General features: G+C 33.0%; 16 protein-coding genes. 7 read left to right on the plus strand and 9 right to left on the minus strand.

The window, feature by feature from the left end; translation table 11 throughout:
• The first annotated feature begins 2 nt into the window (after positions 1-2).
• Positions 3-647 (plus strand): alpha/beta hydrolase, encoded by a 645-nt coding sequence (locus ITJ86_RS14085; RefSeq protein WP_195872294.1) that lies wholly within the window; start codon positions 3-5, stop codon positions 645-647.
• A gap of 26 nt (positions 648-673) precedes the next feature.
• Here ITJ86_RS14085 and ITJ86_RS14090 read toward each other — a convergent pair whose 3' ends face one another.
• Both ITJ86_RS14090 and ITJ86_RS14095 read right to left on the minus strand, forming a co-directional pair.
• Positions 674-1,180 (minus strand): hydrolase, encoded by a 507-nt coding sequence (locus ITJ86_RS14090; RefSeq protein ID WP_230080314.1) that lies wholly within the window; start codon positions 1,178-1,180, stop codon positions 674-676.
• A gap of 2 nt (positions 1,181-1,182) precedes the next feature.
• Complete coding sequence (locus tag ITJ86_RS14095) at positions 1,183-1,944, minus strand: MBL fold metallo-hydrolase (RefSeq protein ID WP_195872295.1); 762 nt, start codon at positions 1,942-1,944, stop codon at positions 1,183-1,185.
• A 205-nt stretch (positions 1,945-2,149) separates the two neighbouring features.
• On the opposite strand from ITJ86_RS14095, the gene ITJ86_RS14100 reads away from it, so the two are divergent.
• Positions 2,150-3,628, plus strand: a complete 1,479-nt coding sequence (locus ITJ86_RS14100; RefSeq protein ID WP_195872296.1) for a TonB-dependent receptor — start codon at positions 2,150-2,152, stop codon at positions 3,626-3,628.
• Positions 3,629-3,756: 128 nt separating this feature from the next.
• On the opposite strand, the gene ITJ86_RS14105 is transcribed toward ITJ86_RS14100, so the two are convergent.
• The gene (locus ITJ86_RS14105) at positions 3,757-5,085 is read right to left on the minus strand and encodes a sodium:proton antiporter (protein WP_195872297.1); all 1,329 of its coding nucleotides are present in this window, start codon (positions 5,083-5,085) and stop codon (positions 3,757-3,759) included.
• Positions 5,086-5,464: 379 nt separating this feature from the next.
• Positions 5,465-5,920, minus strand: a complete 456-nt coding sequence (gene bcp, locus ITJ86_RS14110) for a thioredoxin-dependent thiol peroxidase (RefSeq protein WP_195872298.1) — start codon at positions 5,918-5,920, stop codon at positions 5,465-5,467.
• A gap of 46 nt (positions 5,921-5,966) precedes the next feature.
• On the opposite strand from bcp, the gene ITJ86_RS14115 reads away from it, so the two are divergent.
• The gene (locus tag ITJ86_RS14115; protein WP_195872299.1) at positions 5,967-6,623 is read left to right on the plus strand and encodes an endonuclease III domain-containing protein; all 657 of its coding nucleotides are present in this window, start codon (positions 5,967-5,969) and stop codon (positions 6,621-6,623) included.
• A gap of 46 nt (positions 6,624-6,669) precedes the next feature.
• A complete protein-coding gene (locus ITJ86_RS14120) occupies positions 6,670-7,221 on the plus strand; it encodes a hypothetical protein (RefSeq protein ID WP_195872300.1) in 552 nt (183 codons plus the stop codon).
• A 234-nt stretch (positions 7,222-7,455) separates the two neighbouring features.
• Here the strand turns inward: ITJ86_RS14120 and ITJ86_RS14125 are convergent, their stop codons facing one another.
• A complete protein-coding gene (locus tag ITJ86_RS14125) occupies positions 7,456-8,040 on the minus strand; it encodes an RNA polymerase sigma factor (protein WP_195872301.1) in 585 nt (194 codons plus the stop codon).
• A 496-nt stretch (positions 8,041-8,536) separates the two neighbouring features.
• On the opposite strand from ITJ86_RS14125, the gene uvrA reads away from it, so the two are divergent.
• On the plus strand, positions 8,537-11,326 hold the full coding sequence (uvrA, locus tag ITJ86_RS14130; RefSeq protein WP_195872302.1) for an excinuclease ABC subunit UvrA: 2,790 nt from the start codon (positions 8,537-8,539) through the stop codon (positions 11,324-11,326).
• Position 11,327: 1 nt separating this feature from the next.
• Positions 11,328-11,990 (plus strand): hypothetical protein, encoded by a 663-nt coding sequence (locus ITJ86_RS14135; RefSeq protein ID WP_195872303.1) that lies wholly within the window; start codon positions 11,328-11,330, stop codon positions 11,988-11,990.
• Here ITJ86_RS14135 and ITJ86_RS14140 read toward each other — a convergent pair.
• The gene (locus ITJ86_RS14140) at positions 11,987-13,111 is read right to left on the minus strand and encodes a DUF3667 domain-containing protein (RefSeq protein WP_230080315.1); all 1,125 of its coding nucleotides are present in this window, start codon (positions 13,109-13,111) and stop codon (positions 11,987-11,989) included. The two genes, ITJ86_RS14135 and ITJ86_RS14140, sit on opposite strands and share 4 nt — an antisense overlap.
• A 145-nt stretch (positions 13,112-13,256) precedes the next feature.
• On the opposite strand from ITJ86_RS14140, the gene ITJ86_RS14145 reads away from it, so the two are divergent.
• Positions 13,257-14,519, plus strand: a complete 1,263-nt coding sequence (locus tag ITJ86_RS14145; protein ID WP_195872304.1) for a hypothetical protein — start codon at positions 13,257-13,259, stop codon at positions 14,517-14,519.
• Between the two features lie 82 nt (positions 14,520-14,601).
• On the opposite strand, the gene ITJ86_RS14150 is transcribed toward ITJ86_RS14145, so the two are convergent.
• The 3 genes from ITJ86_RS14150 to ITJ86_RS14160 form a co-directional block, all read right to left on the minus strand.
• Positions 14,602-16,059 carry an oligosaccharide flippase family protein gene (locus ITJ86_RS14150; protein WP_195872305.1) on the minus strand — a complete coding sequence of 486 codons (1,458 nt, stop codon included), beginning with the start codon at positions 16,057-16,059 and terminating at the stop codon, positions 14,602-14,604.
• Between the two features lie 274 nt (positions 16,060-16,333).
• On the minus strand, positions 16,334-17,623 hold the full coding sequence (locus ITJ86_RS14155; protein ID WP_195872306.1) for a glycosyltransferase: 1,290 nt from the start codon (positions 17,621-17,623) through the stop codon (positions 16,334-16,336).
• A 76-nt stretch (positions 17,624-17,699) separates the two neighbouring features.
• Positions 17,700-20,132, minus strand: coding sequence for a YfhO family protein (locus ITJ86_RS14160; protein ID WP_195872307.1), 2,433 nt, complete (start codon positions 20,130-20,132; stop codon positions 17,700-17,702).
• Positions 20,133-20,216 lie beyond the last annotated feature (84 nt).

A 20,216-nucleotide genomic window follows, 5' to 3' on the forward strand; every position in this document is an offset into this window, starting at 1 on the left:
ACATGTCGAAACTACAATATATAACAAGACCTTCATCGCTAAAAGAAAATGCACCACTTTTAATTATGTGCCATGGTTATGGTAGTGATGAAAATGATTTGTTTTCATTTGCTTCAGAATTACCAGAAGAACTAATGATTATGTCGTTACGAGCACCTTATACCATGCAACCTTATGGAAATGCTTGGTATGCAATTAATTTTGATGCAGACAAAGGGAAATGGAGCGATAATGAACAAGCCAAAGCATCAGTAAATTTAATTGCAGAATTTATTGATTATGCGTGTAGATCTTATGCTGTAGACGCAAATAATGTAACACTTTTAGGCTTTAGCCAAGGTACTATTTTAAGCTATGCTGTGGCTTTAACATATCCTGAAAAAGTTAAAAACATTGTTGCTTTAAGTGGTTATATAAATGAAGATATTTTACCAGATACCATAGAAGAACGTACAGTTTCTCACTTAAACTTCTTTTGTTCTCATGGTTCTGTAGACCAAGTCATACCGGTAAGTTGGGCACAAAAAGCACCAGCGTTTTTAAAGGCTTTAGGTATTAATCATGAGTACACTGAATATCCTGTTGGACACGGAGTTGCACCACAGAATTTTTATGATTTAAAGGCTTGGTTAAAGAAGTACATTTAAACTTTCAAGCAATAAAAAACAGAACTTTATCCTATCTTAGGATATAAGAAATACTCTGCCAGTTTATATTTTAGGTCGTTGTTTTCATCAATAGTATAGGTGACAAATATTTCTCCCCAAAATTCGCCATCCGTAAAATTCGCGACAATCCATTTGTGATTCATCACTCTCACTTTATTAATCACTAATTTAGAATCTGTCATAGATACATAAGGTACAATTGGGTGATCTTCACCTTCGTAGTCATTTAAATCATAAAGTCCATCTATGATTGCAGGAATCAATTGTTCTGTATCGTAACCCAAGGCTTCAAAATAAGATAACGCATCTTCATTTCTATCAATGCTAAAGTAGCTTAATTCAAAATTCTTATCTTTTAAAGCTTTTATGGTTTTTTCCTTTTCGAGAAGTTTAGCTTTTACTTTAACAATATCTTCTTCGTATTTATCAATAATATTCTTTGAATTCACATACTGAAAAATAAGTAACAGCACCGAAAAGATAAATAAATACATTAAAATTTTATTCTTCATATCTATATGGTAATTTGTAAATTATCGTAAGCTAAAAAAACGTTTTCTGGTAATAGTTGTTGAACATCATCATGAAAACCTAACAAATGACTAATATGCGTTAAATAGGCACGTTTAGGCTTTACTTTAGCAATAAATGCTAATGCTTCTTCTAAGTTGAAATGGGAAATATGTGGTTTAATTCGTAAGGCATTCACCACTAAAACATCTAAGTTTTGAAGTTTTTCAATTTCAGAATCTGCAACGGTTTTCATATCTGTTAAATAGGCAAAATTATGAAAGCGGTAACCAAATACCTGAAGCTTATAATGTAAACCTTCAATAGGAATAACCTTGAGATTTCCTGCTAAAAAAGGCTCATTTTTAACTTCTGTTGTCGTGACACTCGGCACTCCTGGGTATTTATTTTCTGTGGTAAAAATATAATCAAACCGTTTCTCTAAAGCTTTAAAAACACGTTGATGCGCATACAAAGCTATATCACCTTGTCTAAAAAAAAACGGACGAATATCATCTAATCCCATGGTGTGATCGGCATGTTCGTGTGTAAAAATAACACCATCGATTTTGCTCACCTTAGCATTAAGCATTTGTTGTCTAAAATCGGGACCACAATCGACTACAAACGTATACTCATCCCATTCTACTAATACAGAAACGCGCAAGCGTTTATCTTTAGGATTTTCACTTAAACACACTGGATGATCGCTCCCAATTATGGGAATTCCTTGCGATGTACCTGTTCCTAAAAATGTTACTTTCAAAACTCTTAAATTTCTAATACAACCCTAAATTGTAAACCTCGCAAAAAAGCATTCTATTTTCCGTTGTATTTCACTATATAGAAAAAAAATGCCTTATTGATTTGTTATATTTTCAATTCGGAATTGTGATGACAAAAATAAACTTATTTTTTTGTTTGCAATAGTAAAACTGTACCTTTGCTAAAACGACGCAAACCCAATATCTATGGATGACATAACGTACACTGGCGATTCAGATTTCGAAAATATTCCTTCTCTAGCAGACAAAGCTTTACGTATAAATCTTAATGCTGATATTTACGGAACCTTTTCTGAAATTGGCGCAGGACAAGAAACTGTACGTCAATTTTTTAGAGCAGGAGGAGCGTCTGGAACCATTGCTAAAGCTATGTCTGCTTACGATAAAGATTTTAGTGATGCGATTTACGGTATCGAAGATGATAAACGCTATGTCACAGAAGCCAGACTTCGTAAAATGCTAAACCACGAAGTTAACTTAATGGAAAAGCGTATAACGAGAGATAAACATCCTAACAAAATATTTTTCTCTTATGCGAATACAGTGGCTACCATAGATTTTGCAAAAAAATTTAAAGGTCATGGTTGGGTTGGAATTAAATATCAGGTTGCTCCTAATCAGCCTTATAATGATATAATTATCCACGTTCGTTTTAAAGAAACTGATGCGCGTTTACAACAAGAAACATTAGGTAAATTAGGAACTAATTTAATTTATGGTGCATTTTACAAATACAACCAACCTAGAAAATTATTACGATACTTATACGACCATTTAGATAAAGACCAATTAGAAATTGATACCATTAACTTCTCAGGTCCAGTATTTGAAAATATAGATAACCGTTTAATGAGCTTACAACTGGTGAAAAACGGCATGACAGATGCCGTTATGTTTGCGCCAGATGGTAATAATGTATTACCTGCTCGTGTCCTTTACAAAAAGAACATTTTAACGCTTAGAGGAAGCTTTAGACCTGTGACTAAGGTAAATATGGACATGTTAGAGAAATCTTACGAAATGTTCGTAAAAGAAAATAAAGTTGACAAAGAAAAAACGCAAGTTGTTTTTGAAATTACGCTTTCTAACCTAAGAGCGGAAGGTGAAATTGACGAACAAGACTTTATGGATCGTGCGAAACTGCTATGTTCATTAGGACAAACGGTATTGATTTCAAACTTTCAAGAGTATTACAAATTGGTTGAATACTTCTCTCAATATTCTAGAGCAAGAATGGGCTTAGCAATGGGTGTAAATAACCTCGTTGATATTTTTGATGAGAAATATTACCGTCATTTAAGTGGTGGTATTTTAGAAGCTTTTGGAAAACTATTTTACAAGGATTTACGCGTCTACTTATATCCAATGCAAAACGACGATGGTAGCTTAACTACTAGCGAAAATCTTAAAGTTCATCCACGTATGAAGGAACTCTACAAGTTTTTTAAATATAATGGTAAAGTTGTAGACATTACAGATTACGATATCTCTAACCTCTCAGTGTTCTCTAGAACTGTCCTTAAAATGATAATGGATAATGAAGAAGGATGGGAAGCAATGTTACCAGAAGGTGTTTCTAAGTTAATTAAAGAGAAAAGCTTATTTGGTTGCGAATCTGAAGAGGTGATGCATGCGAGCTATAAAGAATCTAGATCTTCTCGATAATTCATTAGTGCGGAGCAATAAAAAAACGGCATTCGGAAGGCCTTATCTTTTACGATTAAAACTCCACACCTAAATTTCATTATTTATATTATTATAGGCTTCGCTTCAAACGAAACTGTAAATTCATTTTACATAAAAATAAGTTGTGTAATAATGTATATTGGTAATAATATAACAAGCGAAAATTTAATCATATAACCAAAGAAGCTCGGCATTTTAATCTTATTGTCTTCTGCAATTGATTTTACCATAAAATTAGGACCATTACCAATATAAGTAAGTGCACCAAAAAACACAGCACTAGTAGCAATAGCACTAAGAATATGCTCTGCTACATTGGCAACTAACGGAACACTATCAGCATACGGAATATTTGCTGCTACACTATGAAAAGCGACTGCTGTTGGTGTATTATCTAAAAATGCACTCAGAAAACCAGTAGCATAATAATAATGCCATGGATCTGTAAGTCCCATAGCTGGAGCGTGTTGCCTAAGGTATATTAATGTAGGAGTCATAGTAATAAATATACCAATAAACACCACCGCAACTTCTGCAATCGGTCCCCAAGAAAATTTATTACTTTCTCGTATCTTTTTAGACGTTGTAATGAAAGCCAGAATTGTTAATATAATAAGTACTATTTCTCGTAAATGAACAAGCCAAAACGGAGAATTTTCATCAGCAATTTCAGGAATTGTATCAGAATTAATTAAAGCTACAGAAAAAACAACACCAAGTAAAAAGATGAAATTAATTGCTCCTGTGATACGAATAGGTTTAATTTCTACGGCATCAGCAATTAAATTTTCTCGTGGCTCCTTTTTATAATAATAAGAATCAATAAAATAATATATAATAAGGAGTAATGCTCCTACAAAAGCCCACTCTGGAAGTAAACTAAAAAACCATGTAAAGCTAGCTCCTCTTAAGTACAACATCAACAATGGTGGATCTCCAAGAGGAGTTAATAAGCCACCACAGTTAGCAACTGCAGCAATAAAGAATAAAATAGTATGTACACTAAATTGACGTTGTTTGTTGATGGAAATTACTGGTCTAATTAATAACATTGCAGCTCCTGTAGTTCCCATAAATGACGCCAATAGGTATCCAATTCCTAAAAACAGTGTATTTATTTTGGGTTTTGCTTTAATATCTCCACTGAGATGAATACCTCCCGTTATAACAAATAAGGATGTTAGCAAAACAATAAACGGAATGTAATCACCTATCACTTGATGACTTAAGTGATCCGTTAAATCCATGTAAACCAAATACGCTATTGTTGGTACACTTAGCACTATAGATACTAATAACTTATTCCGATTATTTTCCCACCATTCTTCGGCAATAAGAGGTCCTATTGCGATGGCTAATAGGATTAAAAAAAACGGAATTGAGGGCCAAAGTGGTATTTGTTGCACTAATTCTGGACTACTATTGATTAATAACATAAGGGGAAATTAAAAGACAAATTAATCTCGTACTAAGTTAAAAAGTTAAGTTTTAAAATCGCTTAGTATTCTTTTATTTTTATGTTAAATAATGTCTAATGGCACTAATAAGCAAAAATCCCAAATACAACGTTTTGATTATCAATTCGTAAGAATACATGATAGTACAAAACAAAAAGCTGTACTTACTAAGTTTTTAATTTAGATTGGTCTAATCTAGTGTATAAAAACACTTATTTTAGTAGTCGTTTTTTTCGGACATAGTAAAAAACGATAGCATTTATTCCATAAACATTTAACTATTTAAAGATTATGTAGCTTTTAAATAGAATTGAAACCGTTTAATATAATGTATAAATGGAAATGATTTGAAGAATAATTACCCTTCTAATATCTGATCAGTGTGAGCCTTCGTCTTTACTTTAGTTATCACATCTGAAAGAACTCCATTTTCGTCTATTACAAAAGTCGTTCTATGAATACCATCATACTCTCTACCCATAAATTTTTTAGGTCCCCAAACTCCAAAAGCTTCGATAACAGATTTATCTTCGTCCGCTAATAGTGGATACTGAAAATCGTATTTATTTTTAAAATTAGATTGTCGTTTGGCACTATCTGCACTAACTCCTAAAATCTCATAGCCTAAAGACTGAAAACGCTCATAATTATCATTAAGGTTACAGGCTTCTGCTGTACAACCAGGAGTGCTCGCTTTCGGGTAAAAGAAAACAACTAACTTTTTGCCTTTATAATCCGATAAAGAAATGGTACGGCCTTGTTCATCTTGTGCTGAAAAATCTGGTGCCTTATCTCCTACTTTTAAATGTGTCATAATTACGTAAATTTGTATTTAATCTTTGATTACGTAAAAATACAAAATGACTAAACAAGAAAAAGTTAATTTCGTTATAAATACCTTGTATAAATTATATCCTGAAATTCCAGTGCCCTTGGACCATAAGGATCCTTATACATTATTAATTGCCGTTTTAATGTCTGCGCAAAGTACAGATGTACGTGTCAATAAAATTACTCCATTATTGTTTGAACGTGCCGACAATCCGTACGACATGATTAAGCTAAGTGTAGAAGAAATCAGAGACATTATAAAACCCGTTGGCTTGTCGCCAATGAAAAGTAAAGGTATTCATGGCTTATCTCAAATTTTAATTGATCAACACAATGGCGAAGTTCCTAAAACTTATGAAGCTTTAGAAGCACTACCAGCAGTAGGTCATAAAACGGCTGCTGTAGTATTATCACAAGCTTTTGGTATTCCTGCATTCCCTGTAGATACACATATTCATCGTTTAATGTACCGTTGGAATTTAACGAATGGCAAAAACGTAGTACAAACCGAAAAAGATGCCAAACGTATTTTCCCAGAAGAACTTTGGAACGATTTACACCTTCAAATTATTTGGTATGGTAGAGAATATTCGCCGGCTCGTGGTTGGGATTTAGATAAAGATATTATTACCAAAACTATTGGAAGAAAGTCCGTTTTAAATGACTATTATAAAAAGAAAAAATAGTGAAACTTGGAACAATTATTGAGGTGTTACATCAAACCATCAATTTATGAAAAATCTAACCGTTCTCTTTTTTATTTTAGTTTTCACCTCTTGTATTCCGGTAAAAATAGCGCCTAAATTTAAGAATCAGGATTACAAAATAATGCAAGCTAAAAAGTTTCAAAAACACATGCCTAGAGAAACAGCTTTCATATTTAAAGATCCTAAAAATGCTGGTGATTTCTATAATTACATCAATAAAAAATTCAAACTAAACGGAAAAGATGTTGGCTATAATGTCCCGTTTCAACTTGAAGGACAAACCTTGTATTTATCATATCATGAAGCAGAACGAACAGATGAAAGCATAAATCTTCCATTGGCTGTAATTGATGCGAAACGAGAAAGCAACGGCAACTCGCGTTTATTTGAAGGTAACTATTCAAACAGAACAGGTCATTGGTATATTTTACTAACGGTTTATGACGAAAACATCAAAAACTGTTTAAGAGATAAACATCTTTTAAAGGCTAAAACAATTGAATATTTAAAAGGACTACAGCAAGAATACCTTACCACTCAAAACTACGAAGAGTTACTACTAACAAAAAAATCCTGATGTTTTTCACATCAGGATTTTTCTATTAATTAAATTAATTTAGAAGTGCTTCAAACTTCATTTTATTATGCCCTAGAACACTTAACGCCTTTGAATAATTCAAAAGAAAACGAATCGTCTCATCTTTTGGATTTAGGTTACATTGTTTTGGGGAAGCGTGAGAGTAAATTTTTGCCATTTTTTAGGTGTATTAGTTTATATATAGCAAAACGTACTTCTATATCCTTTATTGTATCAATTTGTTAAAATGATATTGTTTTGCTCAATGACCTTTCGCATATTAATTAATGCATAACGCATTCTTCCTAAGGCAGTATTAATACTCACTCCTGTTCTTTCTGAAATTTCCTTAAAACTCATGTCTTGATACATACGCATTAAAAGCACCTGCTTTTGGTCTTCTGGTAACTCTTCAATAATACGTCTCACATCAGATTCTACTTGGTCTTTAATAAGCACCTTCTCTGCGTTTAAAGCCGAATCGCTAAGTACAGAAAAAATACTGAATTCACCTGCATTATCAAATTTTGGCATGCGGTTGTTTTTTCTAAAATGATCGATCACTAAATTGTGAGCAATTCGCATAACCCATGGTAAAAATTTACCTTCCTCGTTATACTTTCCTCGTTTTAAGTTTTTTATAACCTTAATAAAAGTATCCTGAAAAACATCTTCAGTAATGTCTCTATCAAATACTTTAGAATAAATAAAACTGTAAATTTTTTGCTTATGCCTTTCTATTAAAATCGAAAGTGCATTCTCGTTACCTTTAATGTAGTTGCTAACCAACTCTGCGTCTTGGATAAGTTCTTTTTTCATAATAATTACTTTAATGCCTAGTAGTTGCCTACTAAGTTTGGGGTTTCTAGCTGTTTTTTTTAAAGTAATATTATGCGATACGCAGATGTCTTTTTAAAATGAATAGATTTCAAATATAACAACATTCATTCCAATTATACAAAGAAAAGTACTAAAATTTAACATTTTATCGGACAAAGTGCTCCTTTAATAGATATAAAAAGTACGAATTTTAAACGTTTTACTATTAGAGATAAATTGATAGACGCATTAATACTAGTATAAAGGTATAAACATATAAAACGAACCACTTAAAAAAACTTAAGTTTTAAGAAGTAAACCCAGTATGTATTCTTATTAATTAGTCAAGATCAAATCGTGGTTCTATTGCCTAATTGTATAACTGCCTTCTAACTAAAAAAAAGTCGCCATCTGTTTCAACGGATGAATTACAGCACATAGTTCAATCTTTACTGGCTAAATAGTATCTTTGCAAACTTAGATATCAAAATAACCTATGAATACCACTGTTTTAGACGTTAGCCCAAAGGAAAACATCATTATAAAAGGAGCAAAACTGCATAACCTTAAAAATATTGATGTGGTTATCCCTCGAAATAAACTGGTGGTAATTACAGGTTTATCTGGTTCCGGAAAATCTAGTTTAGCCTTCGACACCCTTTATGCAGAAGGACAAAGACGTTATGTGGAGAGCTTAAGTAGTTATGCACGTCAGTTTTTAGGTCGACTTAATAAACCTAAAGTCGATTATATAAAAGGAATTGCACCTGCTATTGCTATTGAGCAAAAAGTGAATTCTACAAATCCACGCTCAACCGTTGGTACAACAACTGAAATTTATGATTATCTAAAATTATTATTCGCAAGAATCGGAAAGACCTACTCGCCTATTTCTGGCGACGAAGTAAAAAAACACACGGTTTCTGATGTTATTAATTTTATTTCAAAATTTGAAGAACGCAGCAAATTATTACTCTTAGCTCCTATTATTTTAGAAGAAGGCAGAACCCTTGAAAATAAACTTCAAACTTTACAACAGCAAGGTTACGCGCGAATTAAAGTAAAAGATGAAGTGGTGAGAATTGATGATGCACTAAAAAGCAACATTACAGCTGATAAAAATATATTCTTAGTTGTCGATAGAATTGTGTTTAAAAACGACGAAGATTTTCTCAATCGACTAGCAGATGCCGTCGGAACAGCTTTTTACGAAGGTGTTGGTACTTGTATTATAGAATCCCTTTCCGATAAAAAACAAACGACTTTTAATAACAAGTTCGAAATTGATGATATGTCATTTCTTGAACCAAATGCGCATTTATTCAGCTTTAATAATCCTTATGGAGCTTGTCCTAAATGTGAAGGTTATGGCGATGTTATTGGTATTGATGACGACTTAGTAATTCCGAATACCGCATTATCTGTATTTGAAAATGCCATTTTCCCTTGGCGAGGAGAAAGCATGAGTTGGTATAGAGATCAGTTGGTCAACAACTCGCATCATTTCGATTTTCCAATTCATAAACCCTATTTTCAACTAAGTGCCGCACAAAAATCACTCATCTGGAAAGGCAATAAATACTTTGAAGGCTTAGATGACTTTTTTGCTGAACTAGAATCTAAAGCGTATAAAATTCAGAATCGCGTGATGTTATCGCGTTATCGTGGTAAAACAAAATGTAATGTTTGTGAAGGTAAACGCTTACGAGTAGAAGCCAGTTATGTAAAAGTTGATAATGCAACCATTACAGATTTGGTAGATTTACCAATAGATGAATTAACCGTGTTTTTTGATAATTTAACACTGAGCGACAATGATGCCAAAATCGCAAAGCGTCTATTAACAGAAATAAAAACGCGTTTAGGGTTTCTATCTAACGTAGGATTAAATTATTTAACCTTAAACCGAAAATCTAATACACTTTCTGGAGGAGAAAGCCAACGCATCAACTTAGCTACTTCTTTAGGAAGTAGTCTTGTTGGTTCCATGTATATTTTAGACGAACCTAGTATTGGCTTACACCCAAAAGACACAGAACGCTTAATCGACGTATTAAAATCGCTTCGCGATCTTGGAAATACCGTAATTGTAGTTGAGCACGATGAAGATATAATGAAAGCTGCAGATGCTATTATTGATATTGGTCCAGAAGCCGGAACTTTAGGAGGTGACGTTGTTGCCGTAGGCGATTTTAAAGACATTCTTTCTGCAGATACATTAACCGCAAAATACCTCAATGGTCAATTAGAAATTGAAGTGCCTAAAAAACGAAGAACTTCAAAACATAGTATTGAAATTATAGGTGCTCGCGAAAATAATTTACAAAACATAGATGTTACGTTTCCGCTCGAAATGCTAACCGTTCTTACTGGTGTTTCAGGTAGCGGAAAAAGTACTTTGGTTAAAAAAATTCTTTTTCCTGCGATACAAAAGAAATTGACAGGATTTAGCGATAAAATTGGTCAGGTTTCAGAAATAAAAGGTAACCACAGTAATATTAAGCATGTAGAATTTGTAGATCAGAATCCTATTGGTCGTTCTTCTAGATCAAATCCTGTGACTTATATTAAAGCTTACGATGATATTAGAGCCTTATTTGCGTCTCAAAAACTGAGTAAGATTAGAAATTATGCTGCCAAGCATTTTAGTTTTAATGTCGATGGTGGACGTTGCGAAACCTGTAAAGGTGAAGGTGAAGTAACTATTGAAATGCAATTTATGGCAGATGTGCATTTAACCTGCGATACTTGTAATGGTAAACGCTTTAAAAAGGAAGTCTTAGAAGTTAAGTTTGATGGTAAATCTATAGACGATATTTTAAACCTAACCATTGATGATGCCATTGAATTTTTCAAAACAAATATTGAGGCTAAAATTCAAAAAAAGCTACAACCACTTCAAGATGTTGGTTTGGGCTACGTGACTTTAGGGCAGTCCTCTTCTACCCTTTCTGGTGGTGAAGCGCAACGTATAAAACTAGCCACGTTTTTAGGTAAAGGTAGTAAAAGCGATAACGCACTTTTTATATTTGATGAACCAACCACTGGTCTTCATTTTCATGACATCAAAAAGTTATTAAAATCGTTTCAAGCATTAATTGCCAAAGGCCATTCAATAATTGTAATTGAGCATAATATCGATTTGATTAAATGTGCCGATTACATCATTGACTTAGGACCTGAGGGCGGAAAACATGGAGGACAACTCATTGCTGTTGGTACACCAGAAGAGATCGCAAAAAACAAGAACTCAATAACAGGGAACTATTTAAAAGAGAAGTTATAAGATGGATTTACCAAAAGGTTTTCACGATGAAGTTAATGAAGCTAAAGAAAATACTCATAGTGCTAAAGACACTATAAAGTCTAAAGTTTCAACCTCACCTTTAAAGCCTGGTGGCGCCAATTTTAAAACCAATGTTTTAACTCAAGCAAATTCCTCGAAATTAATTTACAAACCTTCAATTGGAGCTGCTATATTCAGTTTTATATTTTTTGCTGTAGGCTTCGGTGTTTTATTTTTTGCACTATTCCCCTTATTTAAAACCAATATTGAGATCGTTTCAATCAATTGGTTTCTAATCCTATTTGGATTACTATTTTCTAGTGCTGGTGGTTTTATGTTTTATAAATTTTACAAACCGAGAGTTTTCGACAAGCAACAAGGGATTTATTACACCACGTATAAATTCAATCTGCACCAATCGAGAAAACAACAATCTGATGATTATTTACCCTTAAAATCAATTGTTGCTATTCAAATTATAGGAGAACACATTCAAAGTGATGATAGTTCTTACAAAAGTTTTGAACTGAATTTAGTATTAGACGATGCTTCTAGAAAAAATGTCGTTGATCATGGGAGTTTAAAATCTCTAATCATTGATGCTGAAATGTTGAGCGAATTTTTAAATGTTCCTATTTGGCATGCTGGTTCTATTAATGACTAATAAAACAAAAAAGCAAAAAGTCCCATAATGAATACCGCTGTTGGAATTACAATGGCCATAAATGTAAATGTAGCTACACTACTTTTAAACCAACTTAAAAGCCACCCTTGATCATAAAACCGTTTTAATGCCATCATTAAATAAATAAAAGTAGATAAAGCAATAAGAAAGTCTAGCCAATTTGGAATATCCCAAATGAGATTAAGACCGAAGATGACACTAAAAACTGTAAACAAATATGAAAAAAAGTAAAAACTAAATACTAAATGGTGTGTGTATGTTCCTTTTTTTAAATGCAATAATTTAATTATTAGTGCAAATAATGGCAATAAGAAAAATAGAGCAATCGGTACGGTGTCATAAAACGCTTGTAAAATAGTCCCTCCATCTCTCGCTTTGTAAAACTTAAGTGCTTGAGCATACATTTTTCTCGTAAACCACCCATCGTTGTCATCCATTCCCATGGATTTATAAATTTCTTCATCAGAAGCCTTTAACGCTATTAAAGAATCAATTTTACGCTCATTAAGGCCAAACGAAACATCTGTATTTTTAGGGATCTTTTCTAGAATAGCTATAGAATCCTTATCCGACATATTAGTCAGCCATTGATTATCCTCTAGTGCCTTTCTTATTTCAATTCTAGTTAATGAATCTTCAAGTTTTAAAGCCCGTTCTCTTTCTTTAACTTCAACAGAATCTAAACTGGCCACGTCTACGTCTGACACTAAAGTTTTTTTGAGTTCTCGGTTTAAAGAATCGGTTTGCTGCCGTACGCTAAACGAAAAAATAAAAAAGAAGACTACCGAAATAAACAAATACATCTGTGCAGGATGTAAATACAATAAACGTTTTCCTTTTATAAACTGCCCTGGCAAATAGCCAGGTTTGAACATTAAAGGAAAAAAGCTTTTAAAAAAACGTGCATCAAATGAAAAGTAATTACTAATGGTATTGTAAAATAATACACCAATGGTAAGTTTATCATTTGCTTTTTGCCCACAATGCGGACAAAACTGAAAACTGGCATCAAAAGGTTGTTCACAATTTTGGCAATTAACTTGATTCGGTTTCATGGTTGCTGGTTGGTCTTGGCTTAAAAGTAATAAAATATACCACATTATTAATATTTATAATAAAATGGAACATAACACTTGAAACAGTTTTCATTTAACAATAACGATAAAATACTACGAAACAGCATATTGTGTTTTTGGCACGTTGTTTGTTTTATACTAAACGAGTTTAATTTAAAACCCAATTATTATGAAACGAATTATATATTTATTTGCAGCTTTAGTCGCTTTTAGCACAACTGCATTCGCAACCAACACAACAACGACAGAAGCAGACGCTTCAATTAATAATTATGTGAGAGGTTATGGTAATTCTTTCATATTTAATGAAGCTGGTATTGAGTTTTCAGTGTTTGCCGATGGTCAGTTTGATTTTTATTTACCAAATCATGGTCCAGATGTAAGCGTTAATATTAACAGACCTGGTTTCAGTTTAAGTTTCAACACAGGTTATAACTATAACCCATATGTTCAATATGATAGCTTTGGAGCTATTATCCAAATTGAAAACACACCAATATATTATGATTATTACGGTCGTGTTAATCAAATAGGAAACATCTTTATTAACTACAATAGTTTTGGTAGAATTAGCAGACTTGGTGGGCTTAATGTATATTATAGAAACAATGTATTTTATAGATATGATGGTTATATTAACATATATAATAGATCTTATGTTTATAGACCTTGGCACCGATTTTATGCAGCGCCACATAGTAACTATAGTGTTGTGCACATTAATCCATACAGACAATATTATACACCTGTAAGACATATTTATTACAGACCTTATACTAATAATGTAAGACATTATAATATCGGAAGACGCGATAATGGATATGCGGTAAGAAGAACAACAACGACAACTAGACGTAATGTTAGCTATGCACAGACTCCGAGAAATAGTACAGAACGAAGTATTAGAACTCGTGTAACACGAAACAATGCAACCATTGCAAGTACAAGAGCTACACGTTTAAGAAAGAGTAATGCAACTGCAACAAGAACAACGCGCAGTTCAAGTGTGACAACGAGAACAGGTACAAACCGAGTTTCTAATGGTGCAACTACTAGTCGTTCAAGTTCAAGAGTTTCGACTCCTACAAGATCAAACTCTGCAATAAATAACAGAGCTACTACGACGCGTACTATTACCAGAACAACAACTCCAACAAGAACGATACGCAACAGTAATGCAACAAGTTCTAGGAGTGTAAATAATAATGTGACCAGAAGCAATTCCTCTGTGTCTAATAAAACAAGAACTACTTCGGTAAGAAAACCGAAAACGACAAATTCTCGTACATATACCAGAACGTCGCCTAGCACAAAACAACGAAGTACAGTTCAGAGTAGAAGTAAATCATCGTCTGTAAAAGCCAGATCTAATACAAGTAGAACAAGCAACCAAAGTTCTACAAGATCTAACTCAAGACGATCTAGAGGATAAAAAGTTTTTTTGGTTGGTTAGGAGTTCCCGTATGACGTATGCCTCAAAGCACCTTACGGGAATTTCTTATTTTAAAAAGTATCTATAGTTTTAGGTACTTTTTTATTTGTGCTGAAATATCCTCAGAAACATTCAACTTATAAATAAGGCTGAAATAAACACCACCAATTAATCCCGATTTTAAAACAATGTTTACTACAGGATGAAATGGAAAATCCCAAAAGTAGAATACCAATGATAACACAACTAATGTTAAGACAATCTTAGTTGAACCCATTGTAAATGGCAGCATATTAAATTTCTGTTTTACAAATATAATTTTGATTGAATTATAAATAAACACAGCTAAAAACGTTGCAAAAGCAGAGCCTTCAATACCATAAACAGGAATAAAAATAGCGTTAAGCACAATAGCCATTATAGCTAATAACACACCAAAAATTAAAACCATTTTGTAATAATCACTATTAAATAGAATGGCATTATTATTTCCTAAACTGTTATCATACAGTTTTGCTAAACTTACAATGAGCACCACAAAAAGTCCACCCGTAAACTCTTCTGGAAGGATCTCATAGAGCTGATTAATATTCAAAATAATGAGCAGAAAAATAAAACCACTCACTACCAAAAGTGTCATCGAGCTTCGTTTGTATAAATCTTCTAAGGCAACATTATCCTTTTCATTTAAATATTGAGCCGTTAAAGGCAGCATAATTTGGTGCATAGCACGTTGAGGCACTGCAATAACTGTTGCGATAAAAATAGCAACACTATAATAAGCCACTTGCTCAATATCTGGCAACATTAAGCCTATCATAAACTTATCAATATCTAGAATAAGCATGGCTACAGAACCTGCAATAATCATTAATCCCGAATATTGTAAAATAGATAAGTGATTCTCTAATTTTTGAAACTTTAACTTTGGAAACCTTACCGAATAGGCATATAGTTTCATAATTACCATTCGCAAAACATAGACACTAACAAGTCCGTTTATAAATTGATCAACCGACAACCAATCAAAATAAACTGCAAAAAGCAATATCATAATACATACACGATGGAAAATCTCCTTCATTAAATTCCCAAAAACGGTTTGCATTTGCACTTTTGTCCACGCAAAAAATATTTCGAAATAAGCCATTGCAATGGCTAGAATAAAAATATGCCAGACATACTTTTCTACAATTTGGTTTTCGTTTGACAGCCAATTAACTATTGAATCATAAGCTAAATAACCTATTAAACCCGTTGGAATTATAAACAAAAAGGGTAAAAATAACATCAGTGTTAAAAAACTATTGATACTGTTTTTAGATTTAAAAGACGAATAAAATTTAACAATAGCATTATGCACTCCAAAGGCCATAAAAGGCATCATAATATTAGCTGCAGACAATAAAAACGCAACTAAACCATAGTATTGATCCGATAAAAAATTAGTGTAAAGAAAAAGTGTATTAATTGCACCAATACCGAAGCCCAAATAGGTGGTAATAGTGTTTTTAAATGATTGGTTTAATACAATTCCCATAGAATTACAAATAACAACTTTAAAATATCAAATTCCAAAATGACTACTGAAAAATTATAAAACTAAACTGGAAGGTTTTATTTAATAGCAAAAAGAGCTTTAATAAATTGGGCTTAACGCACTATAAAGGTTTTTGAAACTCACGTGTTCAGAAGCTCTAAACTACCATTTTTTATTTCGTTTTTCACACCCCTAAAGTCCCCTCAAGGGGACAGTCTCACTGTTGCGAATAAAAATCTAAAATATTTTTATTAATTATTAACTTGAGGCGACATTAAGTATGTAATATCAACTTTGCCAATTTCTCAGTCAAGGTTTTTCTGCTATAAGGTTGTAAACCGATAGCATTTACTTTTAATGTGTTGTTTTGAAACGCTTCAAAATAACTTAAAAGCTGTGTTTTCAATTCCGCCTTTTGATTGTAATTAAAATAACTTCCTGTGTTGGTTGATTTTATGATTTGCTCTACGTCAGCATCTTTTGGACCAAGGGCTAATATTGGTGTTTCAGAAATAAGATATTCAAACACTTTTCCTGGAATGATCGCTTTGGTATCTTCAGAATCGATTTCAATTAACAATACTAATTGTGATTTCATTTGAAATTGTATCGCTTCATCATGACTCACATAACCAACCACATCAACATGATTTTTTAATCCATTTTGATGAATAGATTCTACAACATCATCACTAACGACTCCAATTAATTGTAATTTAAAAACTTCTGAAAAGGCTTTATGTTCTTGTATTAATTCTGAAAGTGTTTCCCATAAAACCACAGGATTTCGTTCTGATAATAACGACCCAATATGCGATAAGGTAAAAAGCTCGTCCTTCCCTTCTACTCTAATATTATGCGCATCGTAACCATTAGTAATAACAGAAATCGGTTGTTTTGTTTTAGTTTGAAACTCGTTTTTAGTGTGATTGCTTGTGACAATAATTTGGTCTGCAGTATGTAAAACATTTTGCTCTAACGCTACATGCTTTGCTTTTGAAGAATCCGTAAGTTTTAAATCCTTATGATAACCAATAGTGGTCCAAGGATCTCTAAAGTCCGCTAACCATTTTACACCTAATCTTGCTTTTAATTGTAAGCCTATGAGATGTAAACTATGCGGTGGACCTGTTGTAATTATGGTTTCAATGTGATGTTCTTTGATATAATTAGATAAAAATTCAACCGAAGGTTTTATCCAATTTTTACGAGCATCTGGAATAAAATAATTCCCTCTAACATAAAGCATTGCTTTTTCAATCAAAGATTGCTTTTTAGCTTTTGGAATAACTCCAGAACTTATTTTTTTAGATTTTCCTTTTGAAAATACACTCGCCAAACCATAAGGTTCACTTATAGGTTGTTTTAAAATCGTAATGTCTTTAGGAATCTCGTTTACCAAACTTTTATCCATAATAGGATAGTTTGGATTTTCAGGACAATACACAATAGGTTCAACACCAAAATCAGGCAAGTACTTCACGAATTTTAACCATCGCTGTACGCCTGGACCGCCTGCTGGTGGCCAATAATAGGTTATTATAAGTGCTTTTTTTTTACTCATGTTTGTCATTCCTGCGAAGGCAGGAATCTATTTTTTAGTTATAGATAATGGATTCCTGCCTTCGCAGGAATGACAATCAATCTTTTCGCTTTTTCACCTCAAAAAACAAACCAGCTAATAGCAATAGTCCTAAAACCGCAGAACTCGCTAAAGCAATTTTACTTCCTGTTTCTACAACTTGTGGTTCAAACTTAAATTCTATGGTGTGGTTTCCTTTTGGTAATTCTAATGCTCTTAATACATAATTCACACGGAAATGTGGTGTTAAGTTACCATCGATATATGCATTCCAACCTTGTTCATAATAGATTTCTGAGAATACGGCTAGACCTTCATTTCTATTATTAGATTGGTATTTTAAATAATTAGGTTTGAATTCTTTCAACTGAATAGAAGCCGTAGAATCTACTTGATATCCTGTTTTTAAATTATTTTCCGCCTGAACCGATTGCTCTAAAACTGCTGTAGTCTTTGTATTCAAACTGTCTAAAGCTAAAATCTCTTGATTGGCATTAGCAACAACTTTTAGGTTTGAAACAAACCAAGCGTTACCGTTTGCTTCCGTATTAGTATAAGGAAATATTTGGCCTTGTTCTTCGGCAATAATGTATTTAGTGTTCAACATATTAAGAACATCCATGTTGTTTTTATACACATGAAAATCTAATAACTCTTCTGAACGCCCCAATTTAGCAGCACTATAACCCATTAAAGAATTATGATAATAAGCCGCTTTTGCTGGCAATCTTTGACCTTCGTTAGACATATCTAACACTCTAAAATGCCCTTTGTCATTCAGTATTTCTTTATCTGCAGAATTAGGCTGATATGGTTTATCGACCTTTAAAGCCGACACAAAATTGTCGTTATTTACATATTGCTTATCAACTGAAACTAAATCAAACAGTATTAATACAGCGAATACAACCACGACTAAATTCTCTGATAGTTTCTTTTTTAAGAATAAGAAAATGGTACCTGCCGATAATAACACTAATATCAATGTTCTTAAGGTATCAGTAGTCATTAAAGATTTTCTATCTTCAATAATAGCATCCATAAAAGGTTGTCCGTAAGCACCAATATACTGGTCATCTCTTAGGCCTTCAAAATCAAATAACGTGGATTTAAACAATAAAAAGATAATCGCTAAACCAGCTGTAATTCCTACAGCATATTTTAAGGCTTTTAGTTTTTCTTCATCTTTTTGATAGTCATTAAACAAACGAACTAATGCAAAAACACCCAAAACAGGAATACACAATTCTAATAACACCTGTATGGAACTTACCGCTCTAAACTTGCTATATAACGGCACATAATCGATAAAGAAATCGGTTAAAAATCCTAAATTTTTTCCATAAGACAATAAAAGAGATAACACTGTACCGCCAACAAGCCACCATTTTAATCGGCCTTTAACTAAGAATAATCCTAAAACAAACAGGAAAATAATCACTGCGCCAACATAAGCTGGTGCCTCTACAATGGGCTGATCTCCCCAATACATTGGTGCGTTTCTAGCCGCATCTAAGGCTTCAATTGGCGAAGCGCCCAAATTGATATAAGCGTTGTAAGTTTCGGAGTCTTTACCGACATCTTCGTAATTTCCACCTCCCATAAATTTTGGGATGTAGAGGTTAAACGTTTCTAAAATGCCGTAACTGTATTCCGTAATATACTCTTTGCTCAGTCCGGTTGTGGTTTCTTTTGCAGATCCATCAGGATTAATGGTTAAATCACTTTGACCACGCGCACTTTCCTTCACGTACTCTTGGGTTGCCATAATATTAGTGGCATTGAGACCAACGGCTAAGATGGCTGCGACAGACAATAAGCCAACGGACTTAAAAAAGTGTGGTAACACCTTCTTTTTGTAAGCATCAATTAAATACGCTAAACCTAAGACTAAAACTAATAGCAACAAGTAATAAGTCATTTGGAAATGATTCGCAACAATTTCTAATCCTAAAGCTACAGTCGTTAATAAAAACCCGAGTATGTATTTCTTTCTAAACGTGAGCACAATTCCTGCTAAAACTAATGGCATATAAGCAATGGCGTGCGCTTTAGAATTATGACCAACACCGAGAATTATAATAAGATATGTTGAAAATCCAAACGCCAAAGCACCAAGTGCCGCGAGTTTAAAATCTACTTTTAGGGACAAGAGCAAAATATAAAAACCTATAAAATATAAAAATAGGTAATCTGCAGGTCGAGGAAGAAAACGTAACGATAAATCGAGTTTTTTTATGTAATTATGCGGATATTTTGCGCCTAATTGATAGGTTGGCATACCACCAAATGCACTATTGGTCCAATAGGTTTCTTCACCAGTAGTCTTAGCAAACTCTTTTTGTTGCTCTGCCATACCAATGTAGTGCATAATATCACTTTGGTTTATTTTTTTGCCTTGTAAAACAGGACTAAAATAGGCTAAAGATAAAACCACAAACCCTATTAAAACTAAGAGATGTGGCAATAAACGTTTTATAGAAAATGACATGCGAATACTTTAAGTTGAATGATTCTGAAAAGTAGTTATTTTTTTTGAAACATTACTAGAATTAGCGTTGTTTACTAAAAAGGA

Source organism: Winogradskyella marina, from assembly GCF_015645385.1.
GTDB lineage: Bacteria > Bacteroidota > Bacteroidia > Flavobacteriales > Flavobacteriaceae > Winogradskyella > Winogradskyella marina.